Source organism: Methylobacterium sp. Leaf85, from assembly GCF_001422125.1.
GTDB lineage: Bacteria > Pseudomonadota > Alphaproteobacteria > Rhizobiales > Beijerinckiaceae > Methylobacterium > Methylobacterium bullatum.
On record NZ_LMME01000034.1, the window covers coordinates 218,285 to 235,962 of the forward strand.

Consider the following 17,678-nt stretch of genomic DNA (forward strand, 5'->3'; position numbering starts at 1 on the left):
NCACGGACCAGTTCACCTTGCCGGACTTGGCGTCGAGCGAGACGACGGTGGTGTCGGCCTGGTGCAGGATGATGGCGCCGTCGGCATAGGCCAGGCCACGGTTGACCGTGTCACAGCACATCACCGGGATGACCGACGGGTCCTGCTTGGGCTCGTACTTCCAGACGATCACGCCGTCCTTGTCGAGGTCCAGGGCGTAGACGATGTTCGGGAAGGGGGTGTGGACGTACATCATGTTGCCGACGACGAGGGGCGAACCCTCGTGGCCGCGCAGGACGCCCGTCGAGAACGTCCAGGCCACCTGCAGCTGCTTCACGTTGCTGGCGTTGATCTGGTCGAGCTTCGAATAGCGCGTGTTGGCGTAATCGACCGTCTGCAGAACCTGCTGGGCCGGATCGGCCGAGCGCTTCAGGACGTCGTCATTGGCGAAGGCGGGGGCCGAAGCCACCAGACCAGCGCCGAGTGCGAGAAGATGGACCGCTCTCATGCATTCCTCCGACAAGTCTTTGACACGCCTGGAGAGCAGCGAAACCTGCCCCCACTTGTGCGACCTGTTATTTGCGACAGGGATAGTTCACTTCGATAGAGTTTCCTAAGCAGTTGTTTCCGCGAGATTTTCGCCCAAACCACCGCTTGCTCTCCCGGTCGCCGCTACCCCTTTGCGGCGCCCCTTCGAACCGAAGCTTGAATGAACTCTAAGAAAAATCGCGGCGGCGTCAACTCGATTGAGCAAGCTTGACCTCAGGCGGCATCAAGACCTGGTGAACGAACGTCTTCGTTGACCGTGATCTGAGCGAGCGCACCCTAAAATGTTGCGCTGCAAAATCGAGAAACCTCAAGACAAAAGCATTTAAAAGACTCGGGCGCTTCTTATGCGTCACGCGCATGCAGGCCACTTGGTATGCCAGTCACCCCCTGAACTGACGAAGATTGTTCGATAAAACGGTCGCTCCGTTCGATACGAGGCCAAACTCAAACTCAACCGGCATGAATTATCATGCAATTCTCGCCAGCAAATCCTGAGCTGGCCGTGCATGTCTCGGGATCGGTTGGGCGCCATTCGATCGAGCGCTGCGTTGTCTCGCCGCATGACTGCGTAGACGCCACCGAGAGCGGCCTAAACGCCGAGCACATGTGCATAATGTCGCGTCGGCGATATCGTGCGCTTCCCCTGCCACCGGGAAAGCGCATTCAGGCGGCGATGACGCCCGGAAAACGATTCGCGAGATCCTCCCGCATCGCTTCCGCCCAAGCCCTATCGCGCTCGCTTCGGGGCCGGTCGAGGGCGACGGCAGCGAGCAGGCTCGCCGGGCGCGCCGAGACGAGCAGGAGCCGGTCCGCGATCTCGATGGCCTCCGCCACGTTGTGCGTGACCATGAGCACGCTCATTCCCTCGCGCGCCACGGTCGCCACCACGATCTCCCGCAGGGACGCCGCGGCCCTGTCGTCGAGTGACACGAAGGGCTCGTCGAGAACCAGGATGCGGGGACGGAGGGCCAGGGCACGGGCGAGCGCCACGCGGCGCGCCATCCCCAGGGAGAGTTTTCCCGGATAGCGGCCGCGCCATGGCGTCAGCCCGAGGGACTCGAACAGGGCGTCGAGATCGCGCCCCCGCTCGGAACGGGGCAGGCCGAGGCGGACGTTCTGCTCGACACTGCGCCAGGGGAGGAGGCGCGGCTCCTGGAAGACCATGGCGATTCCGGCCTCGCGTGGGTCCGGGGTCACCGCGCCGTCATAGGCGTCGTCGAGTCCGAGCAGGATGCGCAGGGTCGTGGTCTTGCCGGCGCCCGAGGGGCCGATGAGGCAGGCGATCTCCGACCGGCGAATGACGAAGGAGAGATCGCGCACCGCCTCCACCGGCTCCGGGCCGCCGGCTCCGTAGACCTTGCTGCGGATGGAGACGGAGAGCGCGTCCGCCCTCTCAGCGCCAGCGTCGGACATGGGCTTCGAGGCGCTGGAGGATGAGGATGTCGATGGCGATCATCACGCTCATGAAGACGACGCTGTAACCGATGATGGCCGCCACGTTCAGGCTCTGGACGAAGTAGAAGTTGATGGCGAAACCCACCCCGTTCGGACGCCCGAGCAGCTCGATCACCAGCACGATCTTCCAGGCGAGGGACAGGCCGGAGCGGGCGGCGGCCACCACGAAAGGCTGGAGCTGAGGCACCAGGACGTGGGCGATCCAGGTGCGGCGGTCGAAACGGTAGCTCCGCGCCATCTCCTCGAGCCCCGGATCGAGGCCGCGCGCGCCCTCACGTACGATCACCGCCACGTTGGGCAACTTGTTGAGCACCACCGCCAGCACCGCCGCGCTCTCGTTGAGGCCGACCCAGATGTAGGCCAGCACCGTGATCACCAGGGCTGGCGTGTTGAGGAGGATGAGGAGCGGCGTATCGAGGACGAGGTTGAGCGCCTTCCAGCGGCCGAGCGCGATGCCGAGCAGCACCCCGAGCCCCATGGCGAAGAAGAAGGAGACGCCCACCCGCGTCAACGTGATGCCGACGTTGCGCCAGAGGTCGCCGGTGGCGGATTCCTTCACGATGAAATCGAGGATGGCGAGGGGCGCGGGCAGGAGCCGCGATTCCGCGAATGACGCCGCCACTTGCCAGGCCGCGAGCAGCACCAGCACGGAGACGAGACGAGTCGCCACTCCCCGAGTCGCCTCTCCCATGGCGTTCGCGCCGGGCCGGGCCACGATTCAGCGTACCGCGGGGGAGGGCGTGACGCGGCTCAACCGTTTCCGGCCCCGTCGAAATACAGGCCGGCGGGCAGGGTCTTGCCCGCCCCCACCAGCCGCTCGCCGCCGAGCCTGGCCAGCACGCCGAACAGGCGCTCGCCATCCGCGCGCTCTGTGGCGAGCGGCCGGCGCGGGATGCCGGCGAGAAAATCACGCTTGAGCGCCGCAAAGGTCGGCTCGTCCTCCGCCGACATCAGCGGCCGCACCACGTCCCAGGTGGTGGGATCGTTGGCCAGCATCTCCTTGGCGGTGCGAGCGGCGCGGGCGAAGCCGGCGATGGCCTCGGCCTTGTCCGATACGGTGGCGCCCTCGAACAGGTAGCCGATGAGCGCGATGGATCCGGTGGCACCGAACGCGCGCATGATGTCGTCCGACCCGATGAGGCGGGTAAAGCCCTTCGGCTCGAGACGGGCACAATAGGTCCAGTAGAGCAGGGCCGCGTCGAGCTCGCCCTGTTCGAGCTTGAGCGCCAGGAGCGGCGGCGCGCCGTAGGCGACCTGAGCCTGCGATTCGAGATCGATGCCGGCGGCGTCCTTGGCCTGGGCCTTGAGCAGGAGCCAGTTCTTGTCCAGCGGTCCGCCGGCCACCCCGAGCCGCTTGCCGACGAGATCCTTGAGGCCGGCGATGGCGCTGCCCGCCGGCACCATCAGCGAGCCCTCGGTGGTGGAATAAGGGATGAAGCGCATCGCCCTGCCCTCGTTGCCGAGGCGCCCGGCCCAGAGCAGGTCGCCGACGATGGTGTCGACCTGTCCGCCGAGGAAGGCGATGCGGGCGGCATCGTTGCCGGCGAGCTTGACAACGTCGAGGGTGAAACCGTTGGCGGCATCGAGCCCGCGCGCCTTGATCACCGCCGCCTCCCAGGCCACGGTGCCGAAGGGCAGGCTTCCGACACGGATTGCGGGAGCGGCGGCCGCGGCCGCGGCCGTCACCGACCCGGCCAGAGGCCACAGCGCAGCCGTCGCGAGCACTCCGCGCCGTGACAGCATGAACGTCGTCTCCCTGGAACCGGCCCGTATCCGGCCCCGGCATCCGGGACCGACGAACTATTGTTCTTTCTTCATAGGGTCTCGCCCCCCCGGCGTCCACAGATCCGATCGGCTGCCGGAGGGGGCAGGGCCACCACGTCGCAGGCGACCACGGCATTCGCGGTTCCGGAGATCTTTGCCGCCGGCCTTGCCCGGACACGCGGCGCGTCGCAGAGTTCCTCGACCACCACCACTCATTCAAAGGACGTGCAGCCATGGCCGGATCGCGCGAAGACGCCCTCGACGACGCCACCATCTCGGAGCGTCTGGCCGCCGAATTGCCGGCCTGGACCTACGAGGACGGCTGGATCCGGCGGACCTACAAGACGGCGGGCTGGAAGAGCACCCTCATGGTCATCAACACGGTGGGCCACCTCGCGGAAGCCGCCTGGCACCACCCGGACCTCACCGCCTCCTATGCCTGGGTCGAGGTGCGGCTGATGAACCACGCCGCCAAGGGCATCACCGACAAGGACTTCGCCCTGGCCAAGAAGATCGAGGAGGTGGTGGGCTGGCAACCGGGCACGGAGGGCCAGGGCCTCGAGGGCACGCCCACCGACGCGCGCTTCGCCTACATCAAATACGACAAATAGGGGTCACTGCGCCTCCTTCACCCGGCGGCACTCGGTCTTGAGGTAGGCGGTCTTGCCGATCTCCTCGCCGATGTCGGTGCGGGAGATGATCTCCTGCCAGCCGTTGGTGCAGCCGAGTTCGTTCGAGACGCGGACCTTGCGCACCTCGCTCGCCCTGTCGTCGGAGCAGGATTCGATCGGAATCGCGTTGGCGCAGACGAGCACGACGGCGATGAAGGTGTTCATGGGCGACTCCGATCCTGGCACGGGGCGGCGCCCCTGCCAGCCCCTACGTAGGGCGGGGGGAGGAGGTTTCGCGGGACGCGCGCTCTCGAAAGACGATCCGAGAGCCGAGGCCGGCCGCGCCCGCCCCTCACCCTACCTCCACGAACCGCTCGGCCGAATACGTCCCCCCCTCCACCGGGTTTGCGATCCAGCGGGTGCGGCCGATGCGCAGGTCGTGGCCGGCATGGAAATGGCCGGAGACCCAGAGGTCGGGGCGGCTCGCCTCGGGCAGGTCGTCGAGGGCGGTGGTGGCGTAGAAGGCCGGCACCCACCAGGGCACGCCGGGGATGGCCCGGAACGCGTCGGCCGCCAGCGGGCTCGCCGGATGGTGGGTGACGACCACGGTGGGGCCGGCATGCGGCGCGGCGAGGGCGGCGGCGAGTTCGGCCTTCTGCGCCAGATGCGCCGCCATGGCGTCGGCCGGCGACCAGACGCTACCATCTCCCTTGCGGATCGAGCCACGGAACTCGCGCGAGCCCGTCACCGGGTGGGTCATCCGCGCGGCGGCATAGGCGACGGGATCGGCCGGGCGGTCGGGCACGGTCTCGTCGAGCCAGCGGTCGGCGAGAGCCCAGTCGCTCCACAGGGTGGTGCCGACGAAGCGCACGCCGTCGAGGACGACGCATGCCCCGTGGTTGAGGAGGTGGACCGGAGCGCCCTCCCCCTCGTCGTTGATCCGCGTCACCTCCGCCTCGAGGGCGGCGATCAGCGCGGGCGCGGTGCGTGAATCGCCGGTCGGCGCATAATGCTCGTGGTTGCCCGGCACCAGCACGATGGGTCGTCCCTGCGCGATCCCGCGAAGCGCCGCGAGGCCGGCCTCCGGTCGACCCTCGTAGAGATCGCCCGGGCAGACCAGGACGTCGAACGGCGCGTCCGGCCGGGCGATCGTTTCCGGACGGCGGCGCTCGAGATGCAGGTCGGAGATCGGGAACAGGCGCAAGGGAGACCTCTCAGGCCGCTGGATGGGCCGCGCGCCACTCGGCGCGGGCGGCCTTGAGGATGTCCATCGCCGAATCGGCGTTGAGCACGGCGATGCCGGCCGCCGCCACGAGATCGGGCCAGGGCGAGAGCGTCAACGCCGTGACGAGGCCGGCGCCGATGATGGCGAGATTGGCATAGGCGTCGTTACGGGCGGAGAGATAGGCCGCCCGCGTCAGGCTTCCTCCCCCGTCCCGGTGGCGGGCCAGCATCACGGCGCAGGTGAGGTTGACGGCGAGCGCCCCGAGGCCGGCGAGCGTCAGCGGCAATGGCGCGGGGGGGGCCATGTCCGCCACCTTCTCCCAGGCGGCGTAGGCGGTGGCGAGGGCGGGCAGCAGCAGGATGCCGGCCAGGACCATGCCAAGGCGGGCGCGGTTGCGCAGGCTCCAGCCGATCCCGGCGAAGATCAGCAGGTTGAGGGCCGCGTCCTCCAGGAAGTCGAGGCTGTCGGCGATGAGGGCGAGGGAGCCGATCGCCACGGCCACCGCGATCTCGACGCCGAAATAGGCGAGGTTCAGCCCCGCCACCCGGAGGACGACGGGACGCAGGGAGATGGGAATCGCCGGGGCGGATGCGTCGGTCATCGGTTTTCAGGGTCGGCTCGCGGGCAGGTCTTCGCCTCTTGGACTGGGTACGACACACCTGTCGAGCGCCGATTTTTCGATGTCCTTGCGCTGGATTTGCAGCACCGCTTGTGCGACGCGACACGTCAGACGCGGGATCATGCCCGTGACAACGACGTGAGGCGGGGGAGACCGACCGATGATGCCAGAGCTGCGCGTGCTGTATTTCGAGGATCTCGAAGTCGGCCTGTCCGAAACCTTGAACAAGGAGATCTCCTCCTCCGACGTGGTGGGCTTCGCCGAGATCACCGGCGACCGCAACCCGATCCACCTCTCCGAGCATTTCGCGGCGCGCACGCCCTTCGGCACCCGTATCGCCCACGGCCTCTACACCGCCGGCCTGATCTCGGCGGTGCTCGGCACCCGCCTGCCCGGCCCCGGCGCCATCTACATCAGCCAGACCCTGAACTTTCGCGCTCCGGTCCGCATCGGCGATACGGTTCAGGTCACCGTCGAAGTGGCGGAACTCGTCCCCGAGCGCCGCCGCGCCCGGCTCAAATGCACCTGCTCCGTCGCCGGCGAGGTCGTGCTCGACGGCGAGGCTCTGGTGAAGGTGCCCACCAGGGAAGAGGCGGACCCGCTCGCCATCCGCATGGGCGGACGTCCCGCGAGCGCGTAGCGCCCATCGTCCGCCAGGGCACAGGATGCGGCCACCGGTGACACCCATCCCCATCGACGACCCCGCCGATCCGCGCATCGCCGCCTATGCCGCCATGCGCGAGCGCGACCTCGTCGGGCGCGAGGGCCGGTTCATCGTCGAGGGGGAGGTGACCCTGCGGGTGCTGCTCTCGGGGGCCGCGCGGTTCGCGCCCGAATCGCTGCTGCTGAGCCATGAGCGGGTGGCGCCCCTCTCCGATGCGCTCGCCGCCCTGCCCGGTTCGGTGCCGGTCTATACGGCCTCGAAGGCGGTGATGAGCGCCATCGCCGGCTTCCCGATCCACCGGGGCGTGATGGCGGTGGGGGTGCGCGGAGCGGAGCCTCCCCTCGCCCTTCCCCCGCCTCCGGCCCCTGCCCTCGTGGCCGGCCTCGTCGGGCTGACCAACCACGACAATGTCGGCGGCCTGTTCCGCAACGCCGCGGCCTTCGGGGCCGACGGCGTGCTCCTCGACCCCGCCACCTGCGATCCGCTCTACCGCAAGGCCATCCGGGTCTCGGCCGGCGCGGCGCTGACCGTCCCCTTCGCTCGCCTCGACGCGGAGGCGATGCTGGGCTTCGCGCACGCCAACGCCCTCGTTCCCCTCGCCTTCAGCCCGCGGGGAGACGACGTGCTCGCCGAGTTGCCGCCGCTGCCCCGCACGCTCCTGCTGCTCGGTACCGAGGGGCCGGGCCTGTCGCACGGCCTGATGGCGCGGATCCGCACCGTGCGGATCCCCATGGCCGCCGGCTTCGATTCGCTGAACGTGGCCACCGCCGGGGCATTGGCGCTCCACCATCTGGCCATGCAGCGTCCTTCATGCGGACACGCGACAATCCGTGGCAATTGTCCCGCCCCTGCCGCCGGTCGAGATTAGGCGGCAAGCTAGACCGGTATGGGTGGCATCCCCGAATCCGGGCTTTGAGCTTGGCACGGATGCCGATACGCCTGGCGCATGGGAGGTTTCCCATCGGAGGTCGTCGACGAGGGAGTTGATTGCGTTGCTTCAGTCACGGGATGGCCTGCGGACCCTGTCAGGACGCCGCGTCATCGTCGTCGGCGCCGGTCCTGGGGGATTGGCGACGGCACTTCTTCTCGCCCGCGCCGGCGTTCACGTCACCCTGGTCGAGAAGGACCCGGCCGTGGGAGGCCGGACGAAGACCGTGGAGGCCCCCGGCGGCTACCGGTTCGACATCGGCCCGACCTTCTTCCTTTATCCACAGATTCTCGCTGACATCTTCGAGACCTGCGGCGAACGGCTCGAAGATCACGTCAAGCTCGAACGGCTCGATCCGCAATACCACCTCGTCTTCGAGGCGGGCGGCGAGATCCGCGCCACCAACGACATGGAGCGGCTGGAGGCCGAGGTCGCCCGCATCGCCCCGGACGACGCCAGGAACGTCCGGAAATTCTTCGCCGACAACCGGGTGAAGCTGAAATTCTTCAAGCCGGTGCTGGAACAGGCCTTCCACACCCTGCGCGCCATGGCCTCCCCGGCCATGATCGCCGCCCTGCCCCATCTCCATCCCGGCCGCAGCGTCGACAAGGACCTGCAGCGCTACTTCAAGGACCCGCGGGTCCGCCTCGCCTTCGCGTTCCAGACCAAATATCTCGGGATGTCGCCGTTCCGCTGCCCGAGCCTGTTCACGATCCTGTCGTTCCTCGAATACGAGCACGGGGTCTACCATCCGGTCGGCGGCTGCGGCGCGGTGTCGGAGGCGATGGCCGGGCTCGCCCGCCGCATGGGCGTGGACATCCGCCTCGGCACCTCGGTGGACAGGGTGCTCTTCGAGGGCAAGAAAGCGATCGGCGTGGTCTGCGGGACCGAGACGCTGAAGGCCGACGCCGTGGTCATCAACGGCGATTTCGCCAAGGTGATCAAGGATCTGGTTCCTCAGACGCACCGCCCGCGCTGGCGCGACGCCAAGATCGACAAGGCCCGCCTCTCCTGCTCGACCTTCATGATGTATCTCGGGATCGAGGGGAAAGTGCCGGCGGGGCTCGGCCACCACACCATCTTCCTGTCGGAGGAATACGCCCGCAACATCCGGGAGATCACCGAGGGCACCCTGCCGATGCAGCCCTCGCTCTATGTCCAGCACGCGGGCTACACCGATGGCGGCATGGCGCCGGCCGGGCATACCAGCCTCTACGTCCTCGTGCCGGTGCCGAACCTGAAATCGGGGATCGACTGGCCCGCCACCCGTGAGAGCTACCGCCGCCTCGTCCTCGACCGGCTGAAGCTGCTCGGCCTCGACGATATCGAGGATCGCATCCGCTACGAGCGCATCGTCGACCCGTCGCAATGGCAGGACGATTTCTTCGTGTATGAGGGCGCCACCTTCAACCTCGCCCACGACCTGATGCAGATGTTGTATTTCCGCCCTCACAACCGCTTCGGACCGGGGCTCTACCTCGTGGGCGGCGGCACTCATCCGGGTTCGGGCCTGCCGGTGATCTACGAGGGCGCGCGCATCACCGCCCGCCTCCTCATCGAGGAGCTCTCCGCCGGGCGCGTCGGCGCGGAGGCCGCCGGCATCCCCACCACCCAGCCGCTCGCCACGTCGGGCGACGCTTCGTGAGGGGCGTTTTCGCGATGGCCCTCACCGTCGCCCTGGCCTGCGGCGGCGCGCAAGCGGCCACGGTCGAGGTGCTGGTGGAGGGGATCGAGCCCGGCGCCGGCACGGTCTACGTCGCCCTGTGCCAGGGCGGCCTGTCGGAGGCCGAATGCCGCAACGGGCAGGACGTCCCGGCGGACGGCCGCAGCCGGCGGGTGATCCTCACCGGGATCGAGCCCGGTATCTACGCGGTCGCCGCCTACCAGGATCTCGACGGCAACCGCCGCCTCGACCGCACCGGCCTCGGCCTGCCGCTGGAACCCTATGGCTTCTCCGGCGAGATGGGCCGTGCCCGCCCGGATTTCAGCCGCGCGCGCTTCACCCTGCGCGAGCCCGGGGTCGCGGTGCGGGTACGCCTCGTCCGCGCCCTGCCACCCCGCTGACCCCGCCGCTCATGAATCCGGGACAGGAGCCCCTGGTCGTGGTCCGGGGCGCCACCCTCGCCTATCGCGGGCATCGCGTCCTGCGCGGCGTCGATTGCCGGATCGAGGCCGGAGAGACCCTCGCCCTGCTCGGCCCGAACGGTGCCGGCAAGAGCTCGCTCATGCGCATCGTGGCCGGACGATTGCCGCCGGAGAGCGGCACCGTGCGGATCGCCGGTGCCGACCCGTTCCGTGAGCGCGAGGCGCGGCGCGCCATCGGCTGGGTGCCCCAGGAGATCGCGCTTTATCCGCGCCTCACCGTGGCCGAGAACCTCTCCGTCTTCGCACAGCTCTCGGGGATCGGCCGGCGCGAGCGCAAGGCGGCAGTCCAGGCCGCCCTCGATCTGGCCGATCTCGGCGAGGTGGCGCGGCGTCCGGTGGGCCACCTGTCCGGCGGCTACCAGCGCCGGGCCAACATCGCCGCGAGCCTGATGGCGCGGCCGCGCCTCGTCCTCCTCGACGAACCGACCCAGGGAGTGGATCTGCACGCGCGCGCCGCGATCCATGCGGTGCTCGCCCGCCTGCGGGAGCAGGGCGCCGCGATCCTCATCGCCACCCACGATTTCGCCGAGGCCGAACGCCTCGCCGACCGTGTCGCGATCCTGGCGGACGGGCGGCTCATCCATGAAGGCCGGCTCGCCCTCCTCCTCGAACGCATCCGCGCGGAGGTTCCCGAGCACGAGGTGGCGCTCACCAATCCCGCCGGCCCGGACGCCGTGGCGGCCCTGCGCCGGGCGGGATTCACCCCCATCGATACCGGACTGACCTGGCGGGCGAGCCACCGGGCCGAGCTCGACGGAACCGCGCTCCTCGGCAGCCTGCGGGCGCAAGGCGTGCCGGTGGGGGAAATCCGCATCCGCGCGCCGGGTCTGGACGCGATCTACCGCGAGGCCCTCGACCGCGCCGGACCGGACCGGCCCCTGACCCTCCACACGGGACACGAGGCATGATCACCGCCGCCTTCCGGGTGATGCTGATCAGCCTGCGGCGCGACCGCGCCGCCCTGGTCATGGCCTTCGTCCTGCCGACCGTGATCTTCATGATCTTCGCCGCGATCTTCTCGGGCGCCATCGGCGACCGGATCCGCATCCATCTCGGTCTCGTCGACCTCGCCCGCACGGCGACCACCGAGCGGCTGATGGCGGCCCTGGAGGCCGACACCTCCCTGCGTATCGAGCGGCTGAAGGCCACCGATCTCGCCGGGGCGACGGGCGCGGTCCGGCGCGGGGAGGTGGACGCCGCCCTGGTCCTGCGCGGCGATCTCGACGCGCCCGTGGCCGGAGCCCCGCCCGAGGCCGCCCAGCCGGTGATTCTCATCGAGAACCCCGCCCGCGCACTGGCCACGCCGATCGCGCTCGGCCAGTTGCAGCGCATCCTCAACGAGGCCCTGCCGGACGTGGTCCTCGCCCGGATCGTCGCCGACGTGGAACGGTCGGGCAAGATCGGGCCGGACGAACGCGCCTTCCTCAACTCGGCCTTCGCCGAGCAGCGCGCCCGCAAGGAGCCGTTCTCCTTCGCCTCCCTGGTGGAGCGCCAGAGCACCGCCTCGGGCCGCACCAACGAGCGGGTCAGCTACTATGCCGGCGCCATCACCGCCGTGTTCCTGCTGTTCGCGGCCATGCAGGGGGCGATGTCCCTGGTGGAGGAGCGGCAATCGGGCCTCGCCGACAGGCTCATGGCCGGGCCCGGAGGGCTCGCCGTGGTGGTAGTGGGGAAGTTCCTGTTCCTGGTGATCCAGGGCGTGGTCCAGGCCGGGCTGATCTTCGCCGCCGCCGCCCTGGTCTACGGGGTCGAGATCGGCCCGCACTGGCCGGCCTGGATCGTCACCTCGTTCCTCGTCTCGGCCATGGCAGCGGGGTTGGCGCTCGCCGCCTGCGCGGCCGCCAACACCCGCCAGCAGGCGCATCTCGCCTCCACCTTCGGCGTCCTGCTGCTCTCGGCGGTGGGCGGCAGCATGGTGCCGCGCTTCCTGATGCCGCCCTGGCTGCAGCAGGTCGGCTGGCTCACCCCCAACGCCTGGGCGATCGAGGCCTATCAGACGGCGCTCGGCGAAGGCATGGCCGCGGCGATGCCGGCCTGGGGGGTGATGATCACCGTGGCGGCCTTGGGCCTGGTGGCGGCCGTGGGTCTGGTGGCGCGCCGGGTGGTGTGAGCCAGCGAGCGTCACCTCGAACCCGAAACTGGCCGAGCCGGACCTCCTATCCCCGCTCCCGGCCCTGAAATGGGCGATAACTCCGATGGCGCGACCGGTTAGCGCGTTGACCGCGCGGCGATCCGGTCTAGCTTCATCCGTGAGGCATGGCATCGGCCGGGCCCAGGGAGTGACGATGAACATGCGGGTCGGGTCTTCGGTCGCCGTGGTCGGCGCAGGGTTGGGCGGCCTCGCGGCGGCCTGCGTCAGCGCGGCGCGCGGCCACACAGTCACCCTCTACGACAAGAACGATTGGCTCGGCGGCAAGGCGGCGGTGCTGCACGAGGGCGGTTTCCGCTTCGACATGGGCCCGACCATCCTCACGGTGCCGAAGGTGCTGGAGCGCATCTTCCAGGAAGCCGACCGCAACATCCACGACTACCTCGACCTGCGCCGCCTCGATCCGCAATGGCGCTGCTTCTTCGACGACGACACCCATCTCGACCTCATGGCCGACGTGCCCACCATGGCCGCCGACATGGAGCGTTTCGCGCCCAATACCGGCGCCGGCGAGGGCTACAAGAAGTTCCTCGAGATCTCCGAGCACCTGCACGACGTCTCGAACAAGTTCTTCTTCTGGAAGCCGGTGGAGGATCTGTTCGACACGATCAACATCCGCGCCAACATGAATCCCGGTACCCTGCGGGACGTGCTCTCCCTGCGCATGGGCTCGTCGGTGGCCGGCACCATCCGCTCGAAGGTCAAGGATGCGCGCCTCGCGCAGATGCTCGACCACTTCGTGCAATATGTCGGCTCGTCCCCCTACGGCGCGCCGGCGGTGCTGTGCGCCATCGCCCACATGCAGACCGCCGAGGGGGTCTGGTACCCGATGGGCGGCACCCGCGCGGTGGCCGAGGCGCTGACGAAGCTCGCCTCCGAACTCGGCGCCACCCTGCGGCCGGGCGACGAGGTCACCGGGCTCGCCATCGAGAAGGGCACGGTGAAGGGCGTGAAGACCGCCGCCGGCATCACCCCGTTCGACGCGGTGATCTCCAACATGGACTCGGTGCGGACCTACCGCGAGCTCGTCGGCGGCGATGTCGGCAAGGCCTACGAGAAGAAGAGCTTCGAGCCGGCCTGTTCGGGCGTGGTGCTCTATCTCGGCCTGAACAAGCGCTACGAGCACCTGAACCACCACGATTTCGTCTTCTCCCGCGATCCGGAGGAGGAGTTCGACTACATCTACCGCAAGGGCGAGCCGGCTCCGGACCCGACCGCCTATCTCGCCGCCCCCTCCTCCACCGATCCGAGCGTGGCACCGGAGGGCGGCGAGGCCCTCTACGTCCTCGTCCACACGCCCTATCTTCGGCCACATCACGACTGGAAGACAATGTTCCCGGCCTACCGGCGGGTGATCCTCGACAAGCTCAAGCGCACCGGCCACATGCCGGATCTCGAAGAGCGCATCGTCGTCGAGCGCCATCTGACGCCGCAGGACATCCACGAGCGCTACAAGGTGCTCAACGGGGCGATCTACGGCCTCGCCTCGCACGGCAAGTTCATGGGCGCGTTCAAGCCAGGCAACCGCTCGCGGCAGGTGCGCGGCCTGTATCTCGCCGGCGGCGCGGCCCATCCCGGCCCCGGCATGCCCATGGTGATGATGTCGGGTTGGATCGCCGCCGACGCGCTCGATTCCGACGCGCAGGGCGGAGACACCCGCGGCGAGGTGCGGCAGAGCGCGTGAGCCCGCCGGCTCCCCCCACGCCGCGCCATTCGCCACCGATCTGGCGGTTCATGGTCTGGTACTTCGACCGGTTCCTGCGCCGCCACATGAACGCGCTCCGGCTCGCCCGCTGGGGCGCGCCGGATTGTACCGGCCATCCCGGCCCCGTCGTCGTCGTCCTCAATCACCCGTCGTGGTGGGACGCGGCCGTGGTGATCCTCCTGGCCGGCCGCCTGTTTCCCGAGCGGACGAGCCACGCCCCGTTCGATGCGGCGGCGCTGGAGAAATACGCGGTCTTCGGGCGAATCGGCGCGTTTCCGGTGGATCTCGAGTCGCTGCGCGGGGCGGCGCAGTTCCTTGCCCATTCCCGCGCGATCCTCGGCGCGCCCGGACAGATGCTCTGGATCACGGCGCAGGGACGCTTCGTCGATGTCCGCGCCCGCCCGCTCGACCTGCGCGCGGGAGTGGCGAGACTCCCCGAGATCGCCCCGGACGCGCTGTTCGTGCCCCTCGCCCTGGACTACGCCTTCTGGGAAGAACGAGGCGCCGAAGCCTTCGCGGCCTTCGGCACGCCGGTGCGGGGTGCCGATCTCCTCGCGCTGTCCCGCCCGGAGCGGCTGGCCCGGATGGAGGCCGACCTGACCGCCACCCTCGACCGGCTCTCCGCGGACGTCGTCGCCCGCGAGCCCGAGCGCTTCACGACCCTGACCTCCGGCGGCAAGGGTATCGGCGGAATTTATGACGGCTGGCGCCGGATGCGGGCCGTCCTCACCGGCCGCCGCTTCGACCCGGCCCACAGCTCCGAGAAAGACAGAGCCCCGTGACCTTCGTCCTGGCGCTCGTCGCCCTCGCCTTCGCCCTCCTCCCCGCCATCCTGGCCTGCGCGAACCTCATCGCCCTGCGCACACCGGAGCCGGAATCGGCGCAGGACGGGCTGGTCTCGATCCTGATCCCCGCCCGCGACGAGGAGGGCACCATCGTCGGCACGGTGCGGGCCGCCCTGGCGAGCACCGGCATCGCCGTGGAGGTGCTGGTTGGGGACGACCATTCCACCGATGCCACGGCCGGCCTCGTCCGCGCCCTGGCGGAGACCGATCCCCGGCTCCGGCTCGTCCCGGTTCCCGCCCTGCCCGAGGGCTGGACGGGGAAGAACCACGCCTGCGCCGCCCTCGCGGCCGAGGCGAGGGGCGGGCACCTCCTCTTCATCGACGCCGACGTCACCCTGACGCCCGGCGCCGCGGCGGGGCTCGTCGCCCATGCCCGCGCCACGGGGGCCGCCCTGGTGAGCGCCGTGCCACGCCAGATCATGCGCAGCCTCGGCGAGCGGCTCACCGTGCCGATGATCAACTTCCTCCTCGTCGGCTACCTCCCCGTGCCGATGATGCGCGCCTCGCTCCGTCCGGCTCTCGGCGCCGCCTGCGGCCAGCTCGTCCTCATCGACCGCTCCGTCTACGGTGAGACCGGCGGCCACGGCGCCATCCGCGGACGCCTGCATGACGGCGTGTTCCTGCCCCGGATCCTGCGCCATGCCGGTCATCGCACCGACCTCGTGGCGGGTCACGCGCTCGCCAACTGCCGGATGTACCGCAGCTTCGCCGAATCCTGGGCCGGGTTCTCGAAGAACGCCCATGAGGGCATGGCCACGCCCCGCGCCCTCCCGGTCTGGACGCTGCTCCTGCTCGCGGGCCATGTCCTGCCGCTCGTCCTCGTCCTCGCCGCCGCCTTCGGCCTCGCGACACCCACGGCCGGTCTGGTGGCGCTCGCCGCCCTCGTCGTGTCGCTCGCCACCCGCGCGGCGATCACCCTCATCACCCACGAGCCGGCCGCGACCGTCCTCCTCCACCCGTTCGGGGTGGTGGTGGCCCTGGCGATCCAGTGGAACGTCCTGCTGGACCCTAAGCGCGCCGGAGCGGCGGTGTGGAAGGGGCGGAGCTATCCGGTGCGGGGGGCGTAACTCGCCCTCTTCCCGGCCGTAGGCGAGGCTAGGTTTCCGAGCGGCGGCGTCTCCCGTCCGCTTCCCCGGGTGACGGCCGCGCGCACGGTTCCCCTCCCCGTGACGCAAGGACAGTCCCGGCGTCACGACGATGAAGCGTCGACGGAACCGAGGTCCGTCGGACCGTGGAACGAAGTATACCAAGTGTTTGTTTTTTTTGACGTAAATGTCAAAAACTCTTAGTTTTATAATTTATGCAGATCGAATACTCGGGTCTACGCGGCGCGACATTGTCTACCCCGATAGGGATCCGATCATAGCCTGCCCGTGCCAGTCAAACAGCTCGGAATGCGATGGCTTCGATGGTCCCGCTTCTCGTCACCCCCGGGACCGCCCCGTCCCGATTAATTTCCCCGGCTGTGGTGGATGAAACATCCTGCTCATTCGTGGGGCGTTATAGGGCAAGATTTCGCGAAATCCCAGCAAATCTCCGCCCTTACATGCATTATGGTGCTTGCCAGCACATCTGATATGCCAAATACTGAATACCAGCCGACGACTTCTGATCCCGACGATCACTTGCCGCGGCCGAGGGAGCCGATCCGCTGGGGTGCCTCGATCTCCAAGCCCTCAAGTATCCATGTCCATGATCAGGGAGAAAGCTCATGGCGACGTCCGTGACCGCGCCCATAACGGCGCAACCTTCAAAGCGATGGCTCCAACTCGTCCTCGGCGTGGCCTGTATGGTCGCGGCGGCGAACATTCAGTACGCCTGGACGCTGTTCGTCCCGGAAATTCAGAAGACCTTCGGCTGGGACCGCGCCGCGATCCAGGTCGCCTTCACGATCTTCGTCGTGGTGCAGACATGGCTGACCCCGATTGAAGGCTACTTCATCGACAAGTACGGCCCGAGCCGGGTCGTGATGTTCGGCGGTCTGATGACCGGCCTCGCCTGGGTCATCAACTCCTACGCCACCTCGCTCACGGGCTTCTATCTCGGCTCCGTGGCCGGCGGCATCGGCGTCGGTTGCGTCTACGCCACCTGCATCAACAACGCCCTGAAATGGTTCCCGGACAAGCGCGGCCTCGCGGTCGGCCTGACGGCGGGCGGCTATGGCGCCGGATCGGCCCTCACGATCCTGCCGATCGCCAGCATGATCTCGCACGGCAGCTACGCCCAGGCCTTCTTCATCTTCGGCCTGATCCAGGGCGCGGTCATCATGCTGGCCGCCATCGGCCTGCGCTCCCCGGCCAAGGACCAGGTCATCTTCTCGACCAAGGTCCTGCAGAGCCGGCGCGACTACACCCTCGGGGAAGCCCTGCGCACGCCGGTCTTCTACGTCATGCTGCTCATGTTCACCTGCACGGTCACCGGCGGCCTGATGGCCGTGGCCCAGCTCGGCGTCATCGCGCAGGATCTCGGCGTGAAGGAGTTCCAGGTCAACCTGTACTTCTTCGCCATGGCGGCCCTGCCCTTCGCGCTGATGCTCGACCGGATCATGAACGGCATCTCGCGGCCGCTCTTCGGCTACATCTCGGACCGGATCGGCCGTGAGAAGACGATGTTCATCGCCTTCACCATGGAGGGCATCGGCATCGTCGCTCTCGGTTACTTCGGCTCGAACCCCTGGGCCTTCGTGATCCTGTCCGGCATCGTGTTCCTGGCCTGGGGCGAGGTCTACTCGCTGTTCAGCGCCACGGCCGCCGATACGTTCGGCTCCAAGCACATCGGCAAGATCTACGGCGTGCTCTACTGCGCCAAGGGTTTCGCCGCCCTGTTCGTCCCGCTCGGCAACATCCTGATGCAGGCCACGGGCACCTGGGCGACGGTGCTGTATACGGTGGCGATCATGGATCTCTTCGCCGCGTTCCTGGCCGTGGCCGTCCTCCGGCCGATGCTCAAGCGCCACCACGTCGCCAACGGCTCGGTCACTCCGGCCGGCGCCCTGGCCCACGCCTGACCGACCCCTCGCCCCGCCCGACCGGCGGGGCGA

General features: G+C 68.9%; 17 protein-coding genes and 1 pseudogene. 11 read left to right on the forward strand and 7 right to left on the reverse strand.

Going from position 1 to position 17,678, the window contains the following annotated elements; genetic code table 11:
- Position 1: 1 nt before the first annotated feature.
- From ASF08_RS25945 to ASF08_RS22195, 4 genes and pseudogenes are all read right to left on the reverse strand, one after another.
- Positions 2-487 (reverse strand): annotated as a pseudogene (locus ASF08_RS25945) (outer membrane protein assembly factor BamB family protein); the annotation flags it as partial.
- Positions 488-1,191: 704 nt separating this feature from the next.
- Positions 1,192-1,941: an ABC transporter ATP-binding protein gene (locus ASF08_RS22185; protein WP_056149560.1), complete on the reverse strand. Its 750-nt coding sequence runs from the start codon at positions 1,939-1,941 to the stop codon at positions 1,192-1,194.
- A complete protein-coding gene (locus ASF08_RS22190) occupies positions 1,922-2,674 on the reverse strand; it encodes an ABC transporter permease (RefSeq protein WP_056149561.1) in 753 nt (250 codons plus the stop codon). Before ASF08_RS22190 ends, ASF08_RS22185 begins: the two co-directional genes overlap by 20 nt.
- A gap of 59 nt (positions 2,675-2,733) precedes the next feature.
- Complete coding sequence (locus ASF08_RS22195) at positions 2,734-3,726, reverse strand: ABC transporter substrate-binding protein (RefSeq protein ID WP_056149562.1); 993 nt, start codon at positions 3,724-3,726, stop codon at positions 2,734-2,736.
- 254 nt (positions 3,727-3,980) lie between these two features.
- Between ASF08_RS22195 and ASF08_RS22200 the strand changes: the two genes are divergently transcribed.
- Positions 3,981-4,358 (forward strand): 4a-hydroxytetrahydrobiopterin dehydratase, encoded by a 378-nt coding sequence (locus ASF08_RS22200; protein WP_018043620.1) that lies wholly within the window; start codon positions 3,981-3,983, stop codon positions 4,356-4,358.
- Positions 4,359-4,361: 3 nt separating this feature from the next.
- Here the strand turns inward: ASF08_RS22200 and ASF08_RS22205 are convergent, their stop codons facing one another.
- From ASF08_RS22205 to ASF08_RS22215, 3 genes are all read right to left on the reverse strand, one after another.
- On the reverse strand, positions 4,362-4,583 hold the full coding sequence (locus tag ASF08_RS22205; protein WP_056149563.1) for a hypothetical protein: 222 nt from the start codon (positions 4,581-4,583) through the stop codon (positions 4,362-4,364).
- Between the two features lie 127 nt (positions 4,584-4,710).
- Positions 4,711-5,562, reverse strand: coding sequence for a metallophosphoesterase (locus ASF08_RS22210; protein WP_056149564.1), 852 nt, complete (start codon positions 5,560-5,562; stop codon positions 4,711-4,713).
- A gap of 10 nt (positions 5,563-5,572) precedes the next feature.
- On the reverse strand, positions 5,573-6,184 hold the full coding sequence (locus tag ASF08_RS22215; RefSeq protein ID WP_018043623.1) for a cation transporter: 612 nt from the start codon (positions 6,182-6,184) through the stop codon (positions 5,573-5,575).
- Positions 6,185-6,362: 178 nt separating this feature from the next.
- On the opposite strand from ASF08_RS22215, the gene croR reads away from it, so the two are divergent.
- From croR to oxlT, 10 genes are all read left to right on the forward strand, one after another.
- Positions 6,363-6,842: a 3-hydroxybutyryl-CoA dehydratase gene (croR, locus tag ASF08_RS22220; RefSeq protein WP_018043624.1), complete on the forward strand. Its 480-nt coding sequence runs from the start codon at positions 6,363-6,365 to the stop codon at positions 6,840-6,842.
- A 25-nt stretch (positions 6,843-6,867) separates the two neighbouring features.
- Entirely contained in the window at positions 6,868-7,734 is an 867-nt protein-coding gene (locus tag ASF08_RS22225; RefSeq protein ID WP_056149567.1) for a TrmH family RNA methyltransferase, read from the forward strand.
- A gap of 124 nt (positions 7,735-7,858) precedes the next feature.
- The gene (gene crtI, locus ASF08_RS22230) at positions 7,859-9,439 is read left to right on the forward strand and encodes a phytoene desaturase family protein (protein ID WP_056149569.1); all 1,581 of its coding nucleotides are present in this window, start codon (positions 7,859-7,861) and stop codon (positions 9,437-9,439) included.
- A gap of 14 nt (positions 9,440-9,453) precedes the next feature.
- Positions 9,454-9,858 (forward strand): DUF2141 domain-containing protein, encoded by a 405-nt coding sequence (locus tag ASF08_RS22235; RefSeq protein ID WP_056149572.1) that lies wholly within the window; start codon positions 9,454-9,456, stop codon positions 9,856-9,858.
- An 11-nt stretch (positions 9,859-9,869) separates the two neighbouring features.
- A complete protein-coding gene (locus tag ASF08_RS22240) occupies positions 9,870-10,847 on the forward strand; it encodes an ABC transporter ATP-binding protein (protein ID WP_056149574.1) in 978 nt (325 codons plus the stop codon).
- Complete coding sequence (locus tag ASF08_RS22245) at positions 10,844-12,049, forward strand: ABC transporter permease (protein WP_056149582.1); 1,206 nt, start codon at positions 10,844-10,846, stop codon at positions 12,047-12,049. The genes ASF08_RS22240 and ASF08_RS22245 overlap by 4 nt, the downstream gene beginning before the upstream one ends.
- 181 nt (positions 12,050-12,230) lie before the next feature.
- Positions 12,231-13,772: a phytoene desaturase family protein gene (locus ASF08_RS22250; protein WP_056149584.1), complete on the forward strand. Its 1,542-nt coding sequence runs from the start codon at positions 12,231-12,233 to the stop codon at positions 13,770-13,772.
- Positions 13,773-13,822: 50 nt separating this feature from the next.
- Positions 13,823-14,575, forward strand: coding sequence for a lysophospholipid acyltransferase family protein (locus tag ASF08_RS22255; RefSeq protein ID WP_056149586.1), 753 nt, complete (start codon positions 13,823-13,825; stop codon positions 14,573-14,575).
- Entirely contained in the window at positions 14,572-15,705 is a 1,134-nt protein-coding gene (locus ASF08_RS22260) for a glycosyltransferase (protein WP_056149588.1), read from the forward strand. The genes ASF08_RS22255 and ASF08_RS22260 overlap by 4 nt, the downstream gene beginning before the upstream one ends.
- A 644-nt stretch (positions 15,706-16,349) precedes the next feature.
- Positions 16,350-17,645, forward strand: coding sequence for an oxalate/formate MFS antiporter (oxlT, locus tag ASF08_RS22265; RefSeq protein WP_056149589.1), 1,296 nt, complete (start codon positions 16,350-16,352; stop codon positions 17,643-17,645).
- The last annotated feature ends 33 nt before the right edge of the window (positions 17,646-17,678 follow it).

Excerpts from the sequence above, each read along its gene's own strand:
- ASF08_RS22185 (WP_056149560.1), bottom strand. The coding sequence starts at position 1,941 with ATGTCCGACGCTGGCGCTGAGAGGGCGGACGCGCTCTCCGTCTCCATC.
- ASF08_RS22190 (WP_056149561.1), bottom strand. The coding sequence starts at position 2,674 with ATGGGAGAGGCGACTCGGGGAGTGGCGACTCGTCTCGTCTCCGTGCTG.
- ASF08_RS22195 (WP_056149562.1), bottom strand. The coding sequence starts at position 3,726 with ATGCTGTCACGGCGCGGAGTGCTCGCGACGGCTGCGCTGTGGCCTCTG.
- ASF08_RS22200 (WP_018043620.1), top strand. The coding sequence starts at position 3,981 with ATGGCCGGATCGCGCGAAGACGCCCTCGACGACGCCACCATCTCGGAG.
- ASF08_RS22205 (WP_056149563.1), bottom strand. The coding sequence starts at position 4,583 with ATGAACACCTTCATCGCCGTCGTGCTCGTCTGCGCCAACGCGATTCCG.
- ASF08_RS22215 (WP_018043623.1), bottom strand. The coding sequence starts at position 6,184 with ATGACCGACGCATCCGCCCCGGCGATTCCCATCTCCCTGCGTCCCGTC.
- croR (WP_018043624.1), top strand. The coding sequence starts at position 6,363 with ATGATGCCAGAGCTGCGCGTGCTGTATTTCGAGGATCTCGAAGTCGGC.
- ASF08_RS22225 (WP_056149567.1), top strand. The coding sequence starts at position 6,868 with ATGCGGCCACCGGTGACACCCATCCCCATCGACGACCCCGCCGATCCG.
- ASF08_RS22235 (WP_056149572.1), top strand. The coding sequence starts at position 9,454 with ATGGCCCTCACCGTCGCCCTGGCCTGCGGCGGCGCGCAAGCGGCCACG.
- ASF08_RS22240 (WP_056149574.1), top strand. The coding sequence starts at position 9,870 with ATGAATCCGGGACAGGAGCCCCTGGTCGTGGTCCGGGGCGCCACCCTC.
- ASF08_RS22245 (WP_056149582.1), top strand. The coding sequence starts at position 10,844 with ATGATCACCGCCGCCTTCCGGGTGATGCTGATCAGCCTGCGGCGCGAC.
- ASF08_RS22250 (WP_056149584.1), top strand. The coding sequence starts at position 12,231 with ATGCGGGTCGGGTCTTCGGTCGCCGTGGTCGGCGCAGGGTTGGGCGGC.
- ASF08_RS22255 (WP_056149586.1), top strand. The coding sequence starts at position 13,823 with ATGGTCTGGTACTTCGACCGGTTCCTGCGCCGCCACATGAACGCGCTC.
- oxlT (WP_056149589.1), top strand. The coding sequence starts at position 16,350 with ATGGCGACGTCCGTGACCGCGCCCATAACGGCGCAACCTTCAAAGCGA.